Consider the following 17,950-nt stretch of genomic DNA (forward strand, 5'->3'; position numbering starts at 1 on the left):
CTGTTACAAGCCATCTCCTTCTTCATTTTTACGTTTAATTTCATTTTGGACTTCTGCTAACATAAAATGAAGTTTCTCTTCTTTTTTCTTTAATTCCTCGAGATCTTCTGCGATTTCTTTTTCTTTTTCAATAGTAGGCGGGCGTAAGACAAAGTTAATCGCTAAGGCAATAAAGGTACCGATAAAGGTATCTAAAACACGATCAATAGCAAAATAAACTGATTGACTTTCGGTCACACTTAATGTAATCAAAAGCATCGTCGCAATCGCCGAAATAATTCCAGAATTATTATTAATTCCATCAGAAATAATAATCACCAACGCCACAAAAATGGGTAAAGCAATTAGCTCCACCATAAAATCATGGTGAAAATATTGTTTAATAAAGAAGTATAAAATAGCGGCGATGCCCCCAATTGAATTACCCAAAACACGAGACTTGCCAAAAGATACGGTAGTTGTTAAGTCCTGACGTAGCGAAAAAACAGCAGCTAATGCTGCGATCAACGGCTGACCTCGATTGATAAAATGAAAAAGGAGAATACAGATCATGACGGCTAGTGCCGTTTTCATGGTTCGCATTCCAATTCGAAAACGTCCTAATTGCATCCTTTAACTCCTATTCTAATTTTTTGGCTAAAGTTACATTGTTTCATATATAATTGTACTTTGCTTCTATAAATATGATAACTAAAATCCTTTAAGATTGCCAGTTTGCCGCGAAATCAGTAAACTAAAAATAAGGAGGTCCTTATGAAAATTGGCTTACGTACTATTAAAACCGTGATAGCTGCTAGTTTGGCAATGTTTTTTGCGCAATTATTAAACTTATTGTACGCGCCAGCTGCGGGAATTATTGCTGTTTTAAGTGTCGGCAACACAAAAAAAGCTACACTACTAACCGCATTTTATCGCGTGATATCATTAATTATTGCCACGATAATATCCTTTGTCTGTTTTAACTTATTGGGGTTTAACCCTTTTGCATTTGGTGTTTTTTTATTACTTTTTATTCCGGTATCCGTCTACTTTAACTTAGAGGATGGAATTGTTGTAAACTCTGTTTTAGTAACCCATTATCTATCAGAAAATTCTTTTGCGTGGCAAATTATAACAAATGAATTTTTGTTAATGAGTCTTGGCGTTGGCTTAGCGCTGCTGGCTAATTTGTATATGCCAGACATTGGTAAAACCTTAAAAGAGGAGCAAGTAATTGTTGAAGTGATGTTTAAAAAATTATTAGGACAATTAGCAAATGGGCTTAATCTGCCTAGTGCTGCTAAAAAAGCCTGGGAAACTTGTGGTCAATTAGGAGACTATTTAGCGCAAGCGCAAATTAAAGCTAACCGACATCAGCAAAACTATTGGTTTCAAGAAGATTCATCTTTTGCCACTTACTTTACCATGCGTCGGGGTCAAGTGTTAATTTTAAGAGATATGATTAGATTGTTGGATCAAATTGAAGTGGAAGAAGAATATGTAGCAGATATGCGGTACTTATTACAAACGACTGCAAAAACGTTTGGCTATGACAATGATGGCAGAGAACTTTTGCAATTGATTGCCGCAATTAGCCGAAATTATGAAGCAAGTCCGTTACCAAAAAATCGCTTGGAATTTGAAAATCGTGCGCGCCTATTTCAGTTTTTACAGTTGTTTACCAGTTTTATTGAAACAAAAGCTGAATTTAGCCGCAGTCTAGAGCATTGAAAATGCGGTGAATACGTCTAAAAAAGATTTTCACCGCATGTGATAATGCTGTTCGTTTACCAAATATAGTTATTAGTAAAACGTTAAGCCCATGTATTTTGCATTTGATCTAGGATACGTATAACATCGTGAGTTAAAAAGAGAGATTTATTCGGCTGACCTTCAATTGTTTCAGTGAAATTGTCAATTTCATACTGAAAAGCAGCAGCGCTTGCTCCGCTAATAATCGTTTCGATACTGCCATCTGTGTAGGTTAGTTTTGCCTGTTCAGCTCGCGGATAATCTGCAATTTCGAGATAACCATTTTCAAAGGCTACAATTCCAACTTTGGGCATTTTGGCTTGAAAAGACAGACTGACAGTTGCCAATTCATTTTCTTTTGTTCGTAAAATCGTTACTGACTGTTCATCAACACCAGTTTCAAAAGGAACCATCGTAGAAGCGATAACATTTGGTGAGCTGGATAAAAAGTAACGGGCAAAAGATACAGCATAGGTGCCGATATCTAACAAAGCGCCCCCGGCTAATTCTGGATTAAAGAAACGATTTTTAGGATCGGGGTCTTTATAGCTGCCAAATGGTGCTTGAATCATTTTTAATTTCCCTAATTTATTTTGATCCATTAAGCGCGTCAGTTCGTCGTACAAGGGCATATTAAAAATCGTCATTGCCTCTTGTAAAATCAAGTTTTTTTCTGTGGCAATTTTCATGACTTCTTCGAGTTCGGCTAAGTTCATGGTAATGGCTTTTTCACACAAGACATGTTTGCCCGCTTGTAACGCTTTTTTTATATAAGTATGGTGAGCAGCGTTTGGGACGGCGATATAAACAATATCAATATCACTCGCTAACATGTCTTCAAAGTTACCGTAACTTTCAGAAATATGATAGCTGTTTGCAAATTCTGCTGCTTTTTCACTGCTACGGGAAGCAACAGCTGTTAAAGTACTTTGTTTGCCGTTAAAATTTGCTGCAAATTCATGGGCAATGCCGCCAGTTCCAGCGATACCCCATTTGTAATTTTTCACTATTATCAGCTCCTTTATGTTTAGTTTAGCAATCTTTTAAAAAATAGGAAAGTTAGTGGCTTAGAACTATTATATCTGCATAATTTAAGTAAAATAAATAAGAGGAGGATTATTATGCACGAAGTATATATTGCAATTTTACTACAAACGATTAAAGAACAATACACCTCAGAAAAAACATTCTATGAAAATGTTTTGAATAGTGATGAAATAACTTGGGAACAATGGAAAAGTGGTAGTGGGACGTTGTTGCCAGAACAGAATCAAAAAATTAAAAATCTTTTCAGTGATTATGAATGGATGTTAATGCAAAAAGTACTACGGCAAACCATCATTTTTCCCGAAAAAAGAACACAAGCTGTTAGTGAATATCGCCGGTTAAAAACCAAGATTGCTCAAAAATGGCTACAAAAGAAATTAGCGGATGTGGAAGTAGTTCAACATGCTGAAGCGGATCGTAATAATCAGTTGCTTGATTTACGCGTGTTTATTACGTATGATGAATGGGGTTTTGATGATATCTTAAGTTTTCGGCTACCCGCTCGGATTCAGCAGCAATTACAACAAGAAAAAGTAGGTTTGCTGGCTTGGGTCAGTGAAAATTTAGAAGAAACCTATAATCAATAGTTATTAAAGGAGCGTTTTAGACTTTTGAATAAAATAATCGGAGCAGGTGCATTTTTAATTGTAGCTGCTGCCACTTTTTTTGTCTTTTTCAATCATTATCAAAAAAATTATGCAAGTCGGACAGTAGAATCAACAACGGTGAGTACTCAAAAAGAAGTTACCGTCACTGCTTCTACCCGTCCAAAAGATTTACCCCAAATAAAAACAGAAGATTGGCAGCTAGTGTTAGTTAGTCCAGATCATAAAATTGCTAAAGAAGTGCCTGAAAGTCAACTTGTTACCTTACCTGACGGTCATATGGTGGACAAAAGGATTGCGAAAAGTTATGAAGCACTGACTGCGGCGGCTAAAAAAGATAATTTTCAGTTGCATTTGATATCTTCTTTTCGCTCAGTTGCCTATCAAAAACAAGTTTTTAATGAGCGTGTCAGTCAATTAGAAAATCAGGATCAAATAACCAAAGAAGCTGCAATCAAAAAAGCAAAACTGACGATGACTGAACCTGGCTATAGTGAACACCACACAGGTTTAGCGGTGGATGTGGTAGACGAAAAATGGTTAGCTTCAAATCCGAATATGATTTTGGACGAAAGCTATAGTAAACAACCAGGTGCTCAGTGGTTACAAAAAAATGCGAGTCGGTTTGGTTTTATTGTGCGTTATCCCGATGGAAAAGAAAATATAACGAAAATTACTTATGAACCGTGGCATTTGCGCTATGTCGGAGTGGAAAGTGCAGAATATATTACAAAGCATCAATTAACGTTAGAAGAATATATAAGCCAGTTAGAGAAGTGGGAGGGGCAAGAGCATTAAAAGAAAATATCGTAAACGTAAAAAAGCTGGTTTCCCTGCTATTTTAGTTGGACTATTGCTTATTTTAGCGGCCTTTGTTTTTTCTATTCGGCAGTTAAGTCAACCTGCTACTTCAACTCAGGTAGCACAAGTTACAGATGAAGATACTCTTCGCAAAGAATTTATAAAACAACTGGTTCCCCATGCGAAAGAACTCCAAAAAGGTTATGGTGTCTTGCCAAGTATTATCTTAGGTCAGGCTGCTTTAGAATCAAATTTTGGTCAAAGTCAATTGGCCAGTGAATATAAAAATTTGTTTGGAATCAAAGCCTATGGTGATGTTCCCAAAGTAAGCTTAGATACTCAAGAATTTGTTAATGAACAATATATTACCATACAAGGGGATTTTAGAGTTTATGATTCCTGGCAAGCTTCAATGGATGACCACACGATGCTTTTTGTTAATGGCGTGAATTGGGACCCTAAAAAATATGAAAAAGTTCTATTGGCCGTGAATTATAAAGAAGCTGCCAAAGCGTTACAAGAGGCAGGATATGCGACAGATCCACAATATGCTGATAAAATTATACACATGATAGAAGAATACAATTTAATGCAATATGATTAATCATTTTCACAAAGAGAGGAGTGTTTTCATGGAGCAAAAAATGCCGAAAATTTCGACTGAATTGCGTAAAGATATTGTCCGAGTGCCCAAAATAATCCGAGAATCAACCGGTATTCAAATTTTTGGTCGGCGGGTGCGATCTATTATCTTTACGACTGATATTGCGATTATACGTAATACGGATGCAGATGCTGTTATTGCTGTTTATCCCTTCACGCCCCATCCAGCAATTACCAAATCGATTATTGAAGCAGCCGATATTCCAGTTTTTTCCGGTGTCGGAGGCGGGTTAACGCAAGGTGAGCGTTCAACGTATATGTCGATGTTTGCGGAAGCACAAGGTTCTATTGGAGTTGTTTTAAATGCCCCAACTTCTGTAGATACGGTCCAAATGGTTTGTCGGGTAGTAGATATCCCGGTGGTTAGTACGGTTACTTCTAAATGGACACCAATTGATGAAAAGCTCGCAGTTGGGGTAAAAATAATTAATATTAGTGCTGGAAAAGATACAGCCGCAACGGTTCGACATTTCCGTGAAAACTATCCGGATTTACCAATTATGGCTACCGGGGGCCCAACTGAAGAAAGTATTTTAGAAACAATTGAAGCGGGTGCAAATGCCATTACTTATACCCCGCCGTCTAATGGGGAATTATTTAGTAGAAAAATGGAACATTATCGACAAATGGAATTAGAAAAAGAATAGAAAGCAGCAGCTCCGTTTTAATTTCATAAAATAAAACGGAGCTGCTGTATTTTTTATTGGTTAAGAAATTATATGATTTTTACAAGAAATCAAGGCGGTATATCATATCAAGGATGTGGAGAGATAAATAAGTCCATTCAGCTTTTCTTATTGCATTTTTTACTTGTAAAAGACCATCGTTTTACGATAAAAATGCAATCCCTCATTTAGAAAAAACTCTGTGGTTTAGGAAGCTAAAGCCTAAATCTGGCGAAGCTTAACCTTGAAATGAACCCGATTCATTTGGTTGTTATAAAATTTAAGTGAGGTGTATTGCTTATAAAATAATTTTTTCGCCATTTTCTTTAATACCATACACGGGCTGCTTTTTACCATTTTTCCAATAATAAAGTTCACGACTTTTATTTGTCATTAGTAAAACCAGCGTATCTTTTAAAGATAGTGGCGGCTGCTCTTTTTCAGCGATAAAAATAAAGTGGCCCACAGCATCCACTTTCAAATTTGTGACTGGCTGATTATCCAAAAAAAGACCAGTATAATGTACTTGCGGGGGGATAGTAGCCAAGATAGTGACTAATTCTTTTGCTTGCATCAGGTTCTCCTTCACATTCTTTAGCGTATAGTAGCACAATTTTGGTAAAAATTGTATCTAACTCTAATGATCAGCTGCATAAATAATAGTAAAGAAAAAGTGTCTTCAACAAAAAATTGAATTCTGAAAAAACATTACCAAAATTATCATACTTTCAAGAAAATTGGTTGCCAGTTTTCAATGGAGGTGTTATACTCCATTACATAATTTATTGCGCATGCCGCAGTAAAATACATACCTGCTTATATATCGTCGTAATCTGGTCGACAGTCTCTACCCAGTACCGTAAATACTGGACTATAAGCAAAAAACGTGCGTAAGGCGCTTTTTTTGCTTAGACTGGCAAAAATGCGTCTTTTTTTGCTAGTTTGGCAGTAAAGATGAAAATTTAAGAAGGAGCAGTGTAATTATGAAAGAATTAGTAGCAAGAATCAAAGAAGATGGACGTGTGTTAGGTGACGGTGTTTTAAAAGTGGATAGTTTTGTAACGCACCAAGTTGATCCCGTCTTAATGGAGGCGATTGGTAAACGTTTTGCACAAGTATTCCAAGCTGCCAACATCACAAAAGTCGTTACGATTGAAGCTTCTGGCATTGCTCCTGCGCTTTATACTGCGCAAGAATTAGGGGTTCCTCTAGTTTTTGCCAGAAAGTCCAAAAGTTTAACGATGAATGAAGAACTTTTGACTGCGCAAGTTTATTCTTTTACTAAACAGGTGACGAGTACTGTTTCGATTTCTAAGAAATTTTTGACTGAAAACGACAATGTATTGTTAATTGATGACTTTTTAGCGAATGGTCAAGCGGCTAAGGGCTTGATTGAACTTTGTCAACAAGCTGGTGCTCATGTAGAAGGAATCGGGATTGTGATTGAAAAATCATTTCAAGATGGCCGAGAACTTTTAGAAGATATGGGGATTAAAGTTGTTTCTTTAGCACGAATTGCATCATTAAAAGCAGGTGAAGTAGAATTTATCGAGGAGGATGCTTAATTGGATAAGCAGACACAAAACGGAAAAGCAGCTGTTTTAGGGTTGCAACACTTACTTGCGATGTACGCCGGTGCAGTAGCAGTACCACTTTTAATTGGGACTGGTTTAGGTTTTAATGAAACACAAATGACTTATTTAATTTCTATTGATATTTTTATGTGTGGGATTGCCACATTGTTACAGTTAACTGTAACAAAATTTTTTGGTATTGGTTTGCCAGTCGTTTTAGGTTGTGCGATTCAAGCCGTTGCGCCCTTAATTTTAATCGGGAGTAAATCTGGTGTTGGTGCAATTTATGGTTCAATTATTGCTTCTGGGATTTTTGTTGTTTTAATCGCCGGCTTTTTTTCCAAGATTAAAAAGCTATTTCCGTCACTCGTTACAGGAACGGTGATTACGGTTATTGGTTTAACTTTAATTCCAGTTGCTATCACCAAAATGGGTGGTGGCGATGCGACAGCGCAAAGTTTTGGCGCTCCTAATCAATTGATTCTAGCTTTTGTGACTATTTTATTGATTATTGGCATCCAAGTTTTTGCCAAAGGATTTCTACGTTCAATTTCTGTTTTAGTAGGACTTGTTGGGGGTACTCTTTTAGCTTACTTCATGGGAATGGTTGATTTTGCTGCCATTGGTCATGCACCCGTTTTTCATATTCCGCAACCATTTTATTTTGGTAAACCTACTTTTGATGTATGGTCTATTTTGCTGATGATTATCATTTCAATTGTTAGTATGGTTGAATCGACTGGGGTTTATTTTGCTCTTGGGGATATTACCGGACAAGCAATTAATGAAGATGACTTAAAACGCGGTTATCGGGCAGAAGGATTAGCTGTTATTTTAGGTGGAATTTTTAATACTTTTCCTTATACCGGTTTTTCTCAAAATGTTGGTTTGGTACAATTATCAGGGATTAAAACCAAAAAACCAATTTATTTTTCAGCTATCTTTTTAATTATTTTAGGTTTATTTCCCAAAATTGGTGCCATTGCCCAAATTATTCCTGAACCGGTTTTAGGGGGCGGGATGTTAGTGATGTTTGGTATGGTAGCAGTTCAGGGTATGAAGATGTTAACAAAAGTTGATTTTAATAATGATAAGAATTTATTGATTATTGCAGTTTCCATTAGTTTTGGTTTAGGCTTTAACTTAATGCCACAATTATTTAGTCAATTACCTGAAACAATTCAGATGTTTACTGGTAACGGTATTGTGATGAGTAGCTTAACGGCGATTTTGTTAAATCTTATTTTTAATGGTTTAAAAGATGAAAAGAAAACGAAAATAACAAAAGTGGTTAGTGAAACCAAATAATTAATTTGCAAATGACATCTTTTTGTCATTTGCATTTTTTTGTAAGTAAAGGATTAGATGATTCTCACAATGGAAATCTATCCGATAATAAGCTGAACTTTTAAGAAATTCGCCACGCATTTTATTAATAGTTCGTCTTATCACTTGCGAGCTGAATGAATTTATCCACCTCTTCTTTTTCAATAAAACACGAACGTATTTATAATATGATGTAATAATATTCGAGTAATTGTTTACAGTCAAAAGTTAACTTGTTACAATAAATACAAGTTAAATGTAAAGGAGCAAAACATGAAAGCACAAGTTGCAGTTATTATGGGAAGCGTATCAGATTGGGAGACAATGAAATGTGCTTGCGAACAGCTGGATGAGCTCGAAATCAGCTATGTAAAGCAAGTTGTCTCTGCTCACAGAACACCAGATTTAATGTTTGATTTTGCCGAGAATGCCCGTGCAAATGGGTTAAAAGTAATTATTGCCGGCGCTGGTGGTGCAGCTCATTTACCGGGGATGATAGCAGCAAAAACAACATTACCTGTTATTGGTGTTCCCGTTAAATCACGAACATTGAACGGTTTAGACTCTTTACTCTCAATCGTGCAAATGCCAGGGGGGGTTCCAGTGGCGACAACGGCAATTGGGCAAGCTGGTGCCACAAATGCCGGACTACTTGCGGCTCAGATGCTTTCCATGTATGATTTAGACATAGCGCAAAAATTAGCTGAGAAGCGAGAAAAAATGCGTGATATTGTGATGGAAAGTAGTGATCGACTTGGTTAAGCCTTTATTACCAGGAGCTGTAATTGGCATTGTCGGCGGCGGACAATTAGGCCGTATGATGACCATTAGTGCAAAAGAAATGGGTTTTCGCGTGGGAGTATTAGATCCAGCTGCAGATTGTCCGACTGCACAAGTGGCAGATTGGCATATTGTCGCGGCGTATGATGATGTATTTGCTTTAGAAGAAATGGCACGACGCTGTGATGTAATTACGTATGAATTTGAAAATGTAAGTGTCGATGCCTTGAATGCGATTATTTATAACGCCAACGTCCCGCAAGGAACAGATCTTTTGGCAATTACCCAAGACCGCTTGATGGAAAAAGCTTTCTTGGAAGAAAATAATATTGTTATTGCCCCTTATGAAACAATTATTAGTCCAACTGATATTCAAGATGCTATTGATAGTATCGGTTATCCCTGTGTATTAAAAACCACCCGTGGCGGCTATGACGGTAAAGGGCAATACGTTTTGTACAGTACTGCAGACTTAGCGCCCTCTATGAATTTGCTGCGGTCTGGTACTTGTGAATTGGAAGCATGGATTCCTTTTGAAAAAGAAATTTCTGTGATGGTAGCAGGAAATGGTAGTGGAGAATTTATGGTTTTTCCCGTCGTGGAAAATATTCATCGTCACAATATTCTACATGAAACCATTGCGCCAGCTCGCGTCGCACCAGAAGTGGTAGAAGAAGCGCAACGTATTGCTAAAGTAATTGCCAAAGCACTTGATTTACGCGGTGTATTGGCGATTGAAATGTTTTTGACCAAGACTGGCAGTATCTATGTCAACGAACTAGCGCCACGTCCGCATAATTCAGGACATTATTCTATTGAAGCATGTAATCAAAGTCAATTTGATGCGCATATTCGTGGTATTTGCGGCTGGCCTTTAGGAGAGGTCAAATTATTAAGTGATGCGGTAATGGTGAATATTTTGGGAGATGAATTGCTAGAAACATATGATTTAATCGCAAGAAAACCAGACTGGCAATTTCATTATTATGGTAAAGCCCAAGCAAAGCCTGGCCGTAAAATGGGTCATATCACGATTACAACAGAAGATATTTATGGAACATTAGAAGAAATTTATCAAACCAATATTTGGGATTAGGTTTATAACTTTTTAGTACACTAAGATAAAAAATTCAGTTTTGAAGACGAGACAAGTGAGGAGCTATTGCATGTTAGAACGTTATACACGCCCAGAAATGGGAGCAATTTGGACAGATAAAAATCGTTACCAAGCATGGTTGGAAGTTGAAATTTTAGCTGATGAGGCATGGGCGGAATTAGGTGAAATTCCTAAAAAAGATGTTGAGAAAATTCGTGCGAATGCAACATTTGATATTACACGTATTTTAGAAATTGAAGAACAAACACGTCACGATGTAGTAGCCTTTACGAGAGCTGTTTCAGAGAGTTTAGGAAAAGAACGCAAGTGGGTACATTATGGTTTAACCAGTACCGATGTGGTAGATACGGCATATGGTTATTTATTAAAACAAGCCAATGATATTTTACGTAAGGATTTGCAAAATTTCTTGGAAATCATTGGAAATAAAGCCAAAGAACACAAAAATACAGTTTGCATGGGACGTACTCATGGCGTCCATGCAGAACCGACTACTTTTGGATTGAAATTAGCTACTTGGTACTCGGAAATGAAACGCAATATTGAGCGATTTGAACACGCTGCCAAGGGAGTAGAAGCTGGGAAAATTTCAGGGGCAGTAGGAACTTTTGCAAATATTCCACCTTTTATTGAAGAATTTGTGTGTGATAATTTGGGAATTCGTCCCCAAGAGATTTCTACACAAGTTTTGCCACGGGACTTACATGCGGAATACTTCGCTTCAATGGGATTGATTGCAACAAGTATTGAACGGTTTGCTACTGAAATTCGGAGTTTGCAAAAATCAGAAACAAGAGAAGTAGAAGAATATTTTGCCAAAGGACAAAAAGGCTCGTCGGCAATGCCTCATAAACGTAATCCGATTGGTTCGGAAAATATGTGTGGGTTAGCACGTGTGATTCGTGGCCATATGTTGACCGCTTATGAAGATGTACCTTTATGGCATGAGCGCGATATTTCCCACTCTTCTGCTGAACGCATTATTGTACCAGATACTACTATTTTATTAAATTACATGTTAAATCGCTTTGGAAATATTGTTAAAAATTTGACCGTTTTTCCCGAAAATATGAAGCGAAATATGGATGCAACTTTTGGTTTAATCTACAGTCAACGTGTGATGTTAAAATTAATCGATAAAGGAATGACACGTGAAGAAGCTTATGATTTGGTCCAGCCAAAAACAGCATTTGCATGGGATCACCAAACAAGTTTCCGACCTTTACTGGAAGAAGACGATAAAATTACGTCTATTTTAAGTAAAGCCGAATTAGATGATGCCTTTGATTATCACTATCATCTTAAAAATGTTGATTTAATTTTTAAACGGGTTGGTTTAGAATAAAAAATGAAAAGGCGAACTCGATATGAGTTCGTCTTTTTTGTTGCAAAGTAGATTAGTGAGGATGTAATCGACTAAAAAACGGAAGGACTTTCTCAGCTTTTTAGTAATAAGCTGGAATTTTAATGAATTGCGCTTCAAATTTCTTGAAATTTTTACTTGTTGTAGTAGAAGTTCATTTGTCAAATGAGACAACAACATCCTTGTTACATCGACTTTACTCCTTGTAAAAATTATATAATCCGTTTACCTATAAAAAAAGACGCCGATTTAATCGGCGTCTTTTAAATAAGAGCTACTCTTGGTTGGATATAGTGGCGCATTCTTTCATCACGAAGAATAGCAAGTAATGTTTCGACTAAAGAAAAACTATACTCTTCTAGATTGAGAAAGACTTTAAAAGTGTAATGGTTTTTAAAAAAACGTTGTTCATGAATTTGTTCGATAATCAATTCCTCGTTGTGACTATTTTGGTAGCGAAAGATTCGCTTACGGCAGTCAACATGTCGTTTTGATGCTTGTTTTACTTTACGAAAAGTATAAAACGAGGTGTTCTTATTCATTTGATAAACTTCTTCAACTGCTAATAAGTCGTTAAACAAACGACGTCTATCATCAAAAGCAAGAGAATCTAAAAAATTGGCAATTACCTGACTTTGACTTTCCATGCATAGGCCTCCTAAAAAAACTCCTATCAATGAATCTAAACGTACTATATCATTTTTTTATTTCGTTGTAAACGCTTCATTAAAATCTACTGCAAATGTACAATTTTAATAAAATCTTATTTATATCATCTTCATTTAAAAATGGAAAAAGATAAATGCATTTTTGGAGTTAAACACGAACAATATTTGGTTTTTACATACTAAATATCCTTGATTATGTTGACCTAAAGTTGCTCTCTTGTTAAACTTGACACAAGTTAAATACGAACGATTTTAACTGTAGTTAATTTAATGTCAATAAAATGAGGTGCAAAATGGAAAAAAAGGAATTACGTTACGCTGGTAAAGCTAAAAAACTTTATACGACTGACAACCCCAGTGTTTTTTGGGTGGAATATCTCGATCAAGCTACTGCTTTGAACGGGATTAAAAAAGATGAAGTAACTGGAAAAGGTGCTTTAAATAATCAGATTACTAGCCTGATTTTTCATCTGTTAAAAAACGAAGGAATTTCTTCACATTTTGTTGAGATGTTATCAAAAACCGAACAATTAGTTGAGTGTGTTGAAATTATTCCATTAGAAGTTGTAGTTCGTAACGTAGCGGCGGGTAGTTTTTCAAAAAGACTACAAATTGAAGAAGGTACCCCTTTAGATTTTCCGATAGTAGAATTTTATTACAAAGAAGATGCATTAGATGATCCTTTTATTAATGATGATCATGTGAAATTATTGCGACTTGCAACAGGCAAAGAGATTAATGATATGAAGCATTTGGCACGAGAAGTAAATGAAGCATTACAACGGATTTTTGTTCAAATTGGAATTAAATTAATTGACTTTAAAATTGAAATTGGTCGTACAAATACAGGACAACTGCTTTTAGCTGATGAAATCTCTCCGGATACGTGCCGCTTGTGGGATTTAGCAACAAATGAGCATTTAGATAAAGATATTTATCGTCGCGATTTAGGCGATTTAGTTCCAGTTTATGAAGAAGTTTTAACGCGTTTAGAAAATCAATTTTTAGTAGAGGAGCAATAGCATGTATTTCGTAAAAGTTTATGTAACATATAAAGAATCTGTTTTGGACCCACAAGGTGAAGCGGTTAAGGGTGCTGTTCATCGAATGGGGTATGAAGAAATTGATGAAATTCGCATTGGAAAATATTTTGAAATCAAAGTAGCCAAAAGTGATCATCCCATTGAAGAGATGATTGAAAAAATTTGTGACAAATTATTAGCCAATGTCAATATGGAAACTTATCGTTACGAAATCACTGCAATGGAGGAAGTATAATATGAAATTCGCCGTAATCGTATTTCCCGGCTCTAATTGCGACATGGATATGCTTTGGGCGATTAAAGATGTAATGGGGGCAGAAGCTGAATACGTGCGTCATGATGTGAGTTCATTAGCAGGTTTTGATGGGGTATTGCTACCTGGGGGATTTTCATATGGAGATTACCTGCGGTGTGGCGCCATTGCTCGTTTTTCACCCATCATGACCGAAGTAAAGCGTTTTGCTGAAGAAGGAAAACCCGTCTTTGGTACGTGTAATGGTTTTCAAGTGTTAACAGAAGCTGGCTTATTACCAGGAGCGTTAATCCGCAATAAATCGTTACATTTTATTTGCAAGACTACTGCTTTAAAAGTCAATAATCAAACAAAATTTACTTCTGAATATGAAGCAGATGAAGTTATTCATGTTCCAGTTGCCCATGGGGAAGGCAATTATATTTGCGATGAAAAAACTTTAGAACAATTAAAAGCGAATAATCAAATTGTATTTACTTATGAAGAAGATGTAAATGGCAGTCTGGAAAATATTGCCGGTATTTGTAATGAAGCTGGCAATGTAGTAGGGATGATGCCTCATCCAGAGCGTGCGATGGAATCATTGCTCGGTTCAACAGATGGTCGTCGTTTTTTTGCCTCAATTTTGAAAAATTTCGGAAAGGTGTCCGTTAAATAATGATAAAAATAAGTGAACCAACACCACAAGAGATTAAAGAACGCAAAATTTATGCCGAGTGGGGCTTAACGGATGAAGAATACCGTATGATTGCAGAAGATATTTTGGGTCGGATGCCTAATTATACTGAAACAGGACTTTTTTCTGTTATGTGGAGTGAACATTGCTCATATAAAAATTCGAAACCCGTTTTACGTAAGTTTCCAACAAGTGGACCACAAGTTTTACAAGGTCCTGGTGAAGGTGCAGGGATTGTAGACATTGGCGATGGTCAGGCGGTAGTCTTTAAAGCAGAAAGTCATAATCATCCTTCTGCAGTTGAACCTTATGAAGGTGCAGCAACGGGTGTTGGCGGCATTATTCGCGATATTTTCAGTATGGGTGCACGTCCGATCGCTATTTTAGATTCATTGCGTTTTGGTGAGTTGGACAATTCCCGGACCAAATACTTATTGGAAGAAGTAGTAGCGGGTATTTCTGGTTATGGCAATTGTATTGGCATTCCAACAGTTGGTGGAGAAGTAGCTTTTGATCCTTGTTATGAGGGTAATCCATTAGTTAATGCAATGTGTGTGGGTCTAATTGAACACAAAGATATTCAAAAAGGACAAGCCAAAGGTGTCGGCAATGCCATTATGTATGTGGGGGCAAAAACGGGGCGCGATGGGATTCACGGTGCGACATTTGCTTCAGAAGAATTTGTGGAAGGTGAAGAACAGCAACGTTCTGCCGTTCAAGTTGGTGATCCTTTCATGGAAAAATTATTATTAGAAGCTTGTTTAGAATTAATTTTAGAGCATCAAGATATTTTGGTCGGAATTCAAGATATGGGTGCGGCTGGTTTAGTGTCTTCTAGTGCAGAAATGGCGTCAAAAGCCGGATCGGGTTTGAAATTATATCTAGATGATGTCCCTCAAAGAGAAACTGGAATGACACCTTATGAAATGATGTTATCTGAGTCACAAGAGCGAATGCTAATTTGTGTCAAAAAAGGATCTGAAAAAGAGGTTGAAGAACTCTTTGCCCAATATGATTTAGATGCGGTCACAATTGGCGAAGTGACAGATGATGGCCTCTATCGTTTATATCATCATGGAGTGGAAGTGGCAAATTTACCCGTCGATGCGCTTGCAGAAGATGCGCCCACATATCATAAAGAGTATACAGAACCTGCCCGCATCAAAATATTTGCTGAGATGGAGGATTTTGCGCCAGTAGTAGAAGATGCAACCGCGACACTACTACAACTATTACAACAGCCAACTATTGCCTCTAAAAAAATGATTTATGAAACTTATGATTCCCAAGTTCGGACCAATACCGTCGTGGCACCTGGAAGTGATGCAGCAGTATTACGCGTGCGGGGAACAAAAAAAGCTCTCGCAATGACAACAGATTGTAATGCACGTTATTTGTATTTGAATCCAGAAATTGGAGGGCAAATCGCTGTAGCAGAAGCGGCGCGCAATATTGTAGCTAGTGGCGGCAAACCCTTGGCCATAACGGACTGCTTAAATTATGGTTCTCCTGATAAACCAGAAGGCTTCTGGGAATTATGGACCTCTGCCGATGGGATAAGTGAAGCATGTCGGACTTTAGACACGCCGGTAATTTCTGGGAATGTTTCGTTATATAACGAAACAAATGGCAAAGCAATTTATCCGACACCGATGATTGGAATGGTGGGCTTAATTACAGATACGAAAGATATTACGACCCAGGATTTTAAAGAAGCAGGCGATCTTATTTATGTTATCGGTGAAACAGCTGCTGATTTCAACGGTACAGAGATTCAAAAAATGCAAAGAGGTTTAATTGAAGGCAAACTAATGGATTTTGATTTGGCAACAGAAAAAGTTAATCAAGATTTGGTGTTAAAAGCAATTCAAACTGGACTTGTCACAAGCGCCCACGATTGCGCAGAAGGCGGTCTAGCGGTAGCTTTAGCAGAATGTACCTTTAAAAATGGTTTTGGAGTTGCAGTCGATGTGAAAATGCCAAAAGAAAATTTATTTGCTGAAACACAATCTCGTTTTGTTTTATCGGTGAAAAAAGATGCCCAAACTGCTTTTGAGAAACTGGCAGAAGATAAAGCAACATTGATTGGCAAAGTGACAGATGATGGAGAATTGAAGATTCAAGCCTTGGATGACAATATCACAGTTGCCACACATACTGCCAAGGAACTTTGGGAGGATGCCATTGCATGTCTTATGAAGTGAAAAGTTTAAACGAAGAGTGTGGCATTTTTGGCGTCTGGGGTCACCCAGACGCTGCGCGTGTCACTTATTTTGGTCTCCACAGTTTGCAACATCGGGGGCAAGAAGGCGCAGGAATTGTTTCAAATGATAATGGCAAGCTGTATGGTTACCGTGAGTTGGGTTTATTATCAGAAGTCTTTAAAGACGACCGTCAATTGACACAATTAAAGGGAAGTGCTGCAATCGGACACGTTCGTTATGCTACAGCCGGCAACGGCAGCGTGGATAATATTCAACCTTTCTTATTTAAGTTTTATGATTGTTCAGTTGGATTGGCTCATAACGGAAATTTAACCAATGCATGTAGCTTACGGACTGAATTGGAAAGAGATGGCGCTATTTTTCACTCCAACTCGGATACCGAAATTTTAATGCATTTGATTCGACGAAGTAAAAAATCAAATTGGTTGGATCAATTAAAAGAGGCTTTAAACCAAGTAAAAGGCGGATTTGCTTACATTTTAATGCGGCAAGACTGTATGATAGCTGCGCTTGATCCTAATGGCTTTCGTCCTTTAGCGATTGGTAAAATGAAAAACGGTGCTTACGTGGTGGCTTCTGAAACCTGTGCATTAGAAGTAAGTGGTGCTGAGTTTGTTCGCGATGTTCAACCGGGCGAAATTATCATCATTAACGATGAGGGCGTTAAAATTGAACATTTTACCAAAGACACGCAACATGCGATTTGCTCGATGGAATATGTCTATTTTGCCCGACCGGATTCCAATATTGCCGGTGTAAATGTTCATACTGCTAGAAAAAATATGGGGCGTAATTTAGCCAAAGAAGCCCCTGTGGAGGCAGATATGGTTATTGGCGTGCCCAATTCTTCTCTATCTGCTGCCAGTGGTTACGCAGAAGCCTCTGGTATTCCATATGAATTGGGCTTAGTAAAAAATCAATATGTCGCCCGTACCTTTATTCAACCGACACAAGAGTTAAGAGAACAAGGCGTTCGCATGAAATTATCCGCTGTTCGGGGTGTAGTTGCGGGCAAAAAAGTTATTATGGTAGATGATTCCATTGTGCGGGGAACAACGAGCCGCAGGATTGTGGATTTGCTAAAAGAAGCTGGGGCAAAAGAGGTCCATGTCAGAATTGCTTCTCCACCGTTAAAATATCCGTGTTTTTATGGAATTGATATTCAAACACGCAAGGAATTAATTGCGGCTAATCATTCGATTGAAGAAATTCGCCAAGTTATTGGGGCTGACTCTTTAAGTTATTTGAGTGAGGATGGTTTGATTGATGCGATTGGGTTAAACTTTGATGCACCATACGGGGGCTTGTGTATGGCTTATTTTAACGGCGATTATCCCACCCCTTTATACGATTACGAAGAAAAGTATCAAGCTTCATTGAAAGAACAAACTTCATTTTTTTAAATAAAAGGAG

At 37.4% G+C, this 17,950-nt stretch carries 19 protein-coding genes and 1 riboswitch; of the genes, 15 read left to right on the top strand and 4 right to left on the bottom strand.

The genetic code is table 11. The features are described from left to right. Positions 1–3: 3 nt before the first annotated feature. The gene (locus tag RK01_RS02560; protein ID WP_016171728.1) at positions 4–609 is read right to left on the bottom strand and encodes an FUSC family protein; all 606 of its coding nucleotides are present in this window, start codon (positions 607–609) and stop codon (positions 4–6) included. A 144-nt stretch (positions 610–753) separates the two neighbouring features. On the opposite strand from RK01_RS02560, the gene RK01_RS02565 reads away from it, so the two are divergent. After that, on the top strand, positions 754–1,710 hold the full coding sequence (locus RK01_RS02565) for an aromatic acid exporter family protein (RefSeq protein ID WP_016171729.1): 957 nt from the start codon (positions 754–756) through the stop codon (positions 1,708–1,710). An 83-nt stretch (positions 1,711–1,793) separates the two neighbouring features. Here RK01_RS02565 and RK01_RS02570 read toward each other — a convergent pair whose 3' ends face one another. Continuing rightward, on the bottom strand, positions 1,794–2,738 hold the full coding sequence (locus tag RK01_RS02570; RefSeq protein WP_016171730.1) for a Gfo/Idh/MocA family protein: 945 nt from the start codon (positions 2,736–2,738) through the stop codon (positions 1,794–1,796). Positions 2,739–2,852: 114 nt separating this feature from the next. Here RK01_RS02570 and RK01_RS02575 point away from each other — a divergent pair, with 114 nt between their 5' ends. From RK01_RS02575 to RK01_RS02590, 4 genes are read left to right on the top strand one after another with little or no spacing between them, the layout of a single operon-like run. Next, positions 2,853–3,365 carry a hypothetical protein gene (locus tag RK01_RS02575; protein WP_016171731.1) on the top strand — a complete coding sequence of 171 codons (513 nt, stop codon included), beginning with the start codon at positions 2,853–2,855 and terminating at the stop codon, positions 3,363–3,365. 24 nt (positions 3,366–3,389) lie between these two features. After that, positions 3,390–4,181, top strand: a complete 792-nt coding sequence (locus tag RK01_RS02580) for a M15 family metallopeptidase (RefSeq protein ID WP_016171732.1) — start codon at positions 3,390–3,392, stop codon at positions 4,179–4,181. Continuing rightward, positions 4,177–4,788: a glycoside hydrolase family 73 protein gene (locus RK01_RS02585; protein WP_034864579.1), complete on the top strand. Its 612-nt coding sequence runs from the start codon at positions 4,177–4,179 to the stop codon at positions 4,786–4,788. The genes RK01_RS02580 and RK01_RS02585 overlap by 5 nt, the downstream gene beginning before the upstream one ends. A 28-nt stretch (positions 4,789–4,816) precedes the next feature. Then, the gene (locus RK01_RS02590; RefSeq protein ID WP_016171734.1) at positions 4,817–5,494 is read left to right on the top strand and encodes a beta/alpha barrel domain-containing protein; all 678 of its coding nucleotides are present in this window, start codon (positions 4,817–4,819) and stop codon (positions 5,492–5,494) included. A 316-nt stretch (positions 5,495–5,810) separates the two neighbouring features. On the opposite strand, the gene RK01_RS02595 is transcribed toward RK01_RS02590, so the two are convergent. Continuing rightward, the gene (locus tag RK01_RS02595; RefSeq protein ID WP_016171735.1) at positions 5,811–6,086 is read right to left on the bottom strand and encodes a hypothetical protein; all 276 of its coding nucleotides are present in this window, start codon (positions 6,084–6,086) and stop codon (positions 5,811–5,813) included. Positions 6,087–6,308: 222 nt separating this feature from the next. Next, positions 6,309–6,406, top strand: a riboswitch (purine riboswitch). Positions 6,407–6,495: 89 nt separating this feature from the next. On the opposite strand from RK01_RS02595, the gene RK01_RS02600 reads away from it, so the two are divergent. The 5 genes from RK01_RS02600 (at position 6,496) to purB (ending at position 11,654) form a co-directional block, all read left to right on the top strand. Beyond that, the gene (locus RK01_RS02600) at positions 6,496–7,077 is read left to right on the top strand and encodes a xanthine phosphoribosyltransferase (RefSeq protein ID WP_016171736.1); all 582 of its coding nucleotides are present in this window, start codon (positions 6,496–6,498) and stop codon (positions 7,075–7,077) included. Continuing rightward, positions 7,078–8,394, top strand: coding sequence for a nucleobase:cation symporter-2 family protein (locus RK01_RS02605; RefSeq protein WP_016171737.1), 1,317 nt, complete (start codon positions 7,078–7,080; stop codon positions 8,392–8,394). 291 nt (positions 8,395–8,685) lie between these two features. Then, complete coding sequence (gene purE, locus RK01_RS02610) at positions 8,686–9,174, top strand: 5-(carboxyamino)imidazole ribonucleotide mutase (RefSeq protein WP_016171738.1); 489 nt, start codon at positions 8,686–8,688, stop codon at positions 9,172–9,174. After that, on the top strand, positions 9,167–10,288 hold the full coding sequence (gene purK, locus RK01_RS02615) for a 5-(carboxyamino)imidazole ribonucleotide synthase (RefSeq protein ID WP_211212124.1): 1,122 nt from the start codon (positions 9,167–9,169) through the stop codon (positions 10,286–10,288). Before purE ends, purK begins: the two co-directional genes overlap by 8 nt. A gap of 70 nt (positions 10,289–10,358) precedes the next feature. Then, positions 10,359–11,654: an adenylosuccinate lyase gene (purB, locus tag RK01_RS02620; RefSeq protein ID WP_016171740.1), complete on the top strand. Its 1,296-nt coding sequence runs from the start codon at positions 10,359–10,361 to the stop codon at positions 11,652–11,654. A gap of 281 nt (positions 11,655–11,935) precedes the next feature. Here purB and RK01_RS02625 read toward each other — a convergent pair whose 3' ends face one another. Beyond that, positions 11,936–12,319: a hypothetical protein gene (locus RK01_RS02625; protein WP_016171741.1), complete on the bottom strand. Its 384-nt coding sequence runs from the start codon at positions 12,317–12,319 to the stop codon at positions 11,936–11,938. A 314-nt stretch (positions 12,320–12,633) separates the two neighbouring features. On the opposite strand from RK01_RS02625, the gene purC reads away from it, so the two are divergent. From purC to purF, 5 genes are read left to right on the top strand one after another with little or no spacing between them, the layout of a single operon-like run. Next, the gene (gene purC / locus RK01_RS02630) at positions 12,634–13,362 is read left to right on the top strand and encodes a phosphoribosylaminoimidazolesuccinocarboxamide synthase (RefSeq protein WP_016171742.1); all 729 of its coding nucleotides are present in this window, start codon (positions 12,634–12,636) and stop codon (positions 13,360–13,362) included. Between the two features lies 1 nt (position 13,363). Continuing rightward, on the top strand, positions 13,364–13,618 hold the full coding sequence (gene purS, locus RK01_RS02635) for a phosphoribosylformylglycinamidine synthase subunit PurS (protein ID WP_016171743.1): 255 nt from the start codon (positions 13,364–13,366) through the stop codon (positions 13,616–13,618). 1 nt (position 13,619) lies between these two features. Beyond that, the gene (gene purQ / locus RK01_RS02640) at positions 13,620–14,294 is read left to right on the top strand and encodes a phosphoribosylformylglycinamidine synthase subunit PurQ (RefSeq protein WP_016171744.1); all 675 of its coding nucleotides are present in this window, start codon (positions 13,620–13,622) and stop codon (positions 14,292–14,294) included. Next, positions 14,294–16,516 carry a phosphoribosylformylglycinamidine synthase subunit PurL gene (gene purL / locus RK01_RS02645; RefSeq protein WP_016171745.1) on the top strand — a complete coding sequence of 741 codons (2,223 nt, stop codon included), beginning with the start codon at positions 14,294–14,296 and terminating at the stop codon, positions 16,514–16,516. The genes purQ and purL overlap by 1 nt, the downstream gene beginning before the upstream one ends. After that, positions 16,501–17,940, top strand: a complete 1,440-nt coding sequence (gene purF / locus RK01_RS02650; protein WP_016171746.1) for an amidophosphoribosyltransferase — start codon at positions 16,501–16,503, stop codon at positions 17,938–17,940. Before purL ends, purF begins: the two co-directional genes overlap by 16 nt. Positions 17,941–17,950 lie beyond the last annotated feature (10 nt).

It is taken from the genome of Enterococcus dispar ATCC 51266 (assembly GCF_000406945.1).
In the GTDB taxonomy this organism is placed as follows: Bacteria; Bacillota; Bacilli; order Lactobacillales; family Enterococcaceae; genus Enterococcus_C; species Enterococcus_C dispar.

Coding starts and splice junctions, on each gene's coding strand:
- RK01_RS02560 (WP_016171728.1), bottom strand. CDS start 609: ATGCAATTAGGACGTTTTCGAATTGGAATGCGAACCATGAAAACGGCA.
- RK01_RS02565 (WP_016171729.1), top strand. CDS start 754: ATGAAAATTGGCTTACGTACTATTAAAACCGTGATAGCTGCTAGTTTG.
- RK01_RS02575 (WP_016171731.1), top strand. CDS start 2,853: ATGCACGAAGTATATATTGCAATTTTACTACAAACGATTAAAGAACAA.
- RK01_RS02590 (WP_016171734.1), top strand. CDS start 4,817: ATGGAGCAAAAAATGCCGAAAATTTCGACTGAATTGCGTAAAGATATT.
- RK01_RS02595 (WP_016171735.1), bottom strand. CDS start 6,086: ATGCAAGCAAAAGAATTAGTCACTATCTTGGCTACTATCCCCCCGCAA.
- RK01_RS02600 (WP_016171736.1), top strand. CDS start 6,496: ATGAAAGAATTAGTAGCAAGAATCAAAGAAGATGGACGTGTGTTAGGT.
- purE (WP_016171738.1), top strand. CDS start 8,686: ATGAAAGCACAAGTTGCAGTTATTATGGGAAGCGTATCAGATTGGGAG.
- purB (WP_016171740.1), top strand. CDS start 10,359: ATGTTAGAACGTTATACACGCCCAGAAATGGGAGCAATTTGGACAGAT.
- RK01_RS02625 (WP_016171741.1), bottom strand. CDS start 12,319: ATGGAAAGTCAAAGTCAGGTAATTGCCAATTTTTTAGATTCTCTTGCT.
- purC (WP_016171742.1), top strand. CDS start 12,634: ATGGAAAAAAAGGAATTACGTTACGCTGGTAAAGCTAAAAAACTTTAT.
- purS (WP_016171743.1), top strand. CDS start 13,364: ATGTATTTCGTAAAAGTTTATGTAACATATAAAGAATCTGTTTTGGAC.
- purQ (WP_016171744.1), top strand. CDS start 13,620: ATGAAATTCGCCGTAATCGTATTTCCCGGCTCTAATTGCGACATGGAT.
- purL (WP_016171745.1), top strand. CDS start 14,294: ATGATAAAAATAAGTGAACCAACACCACAAGAGATTAAAGAACGCAAA.
- purF (WP_016171746.1), top strand. CDS start 16,501: ATGTCTTATGAAGTGAAAAGTTTAAACGAAGAGTGTGGCATTTTTGGC.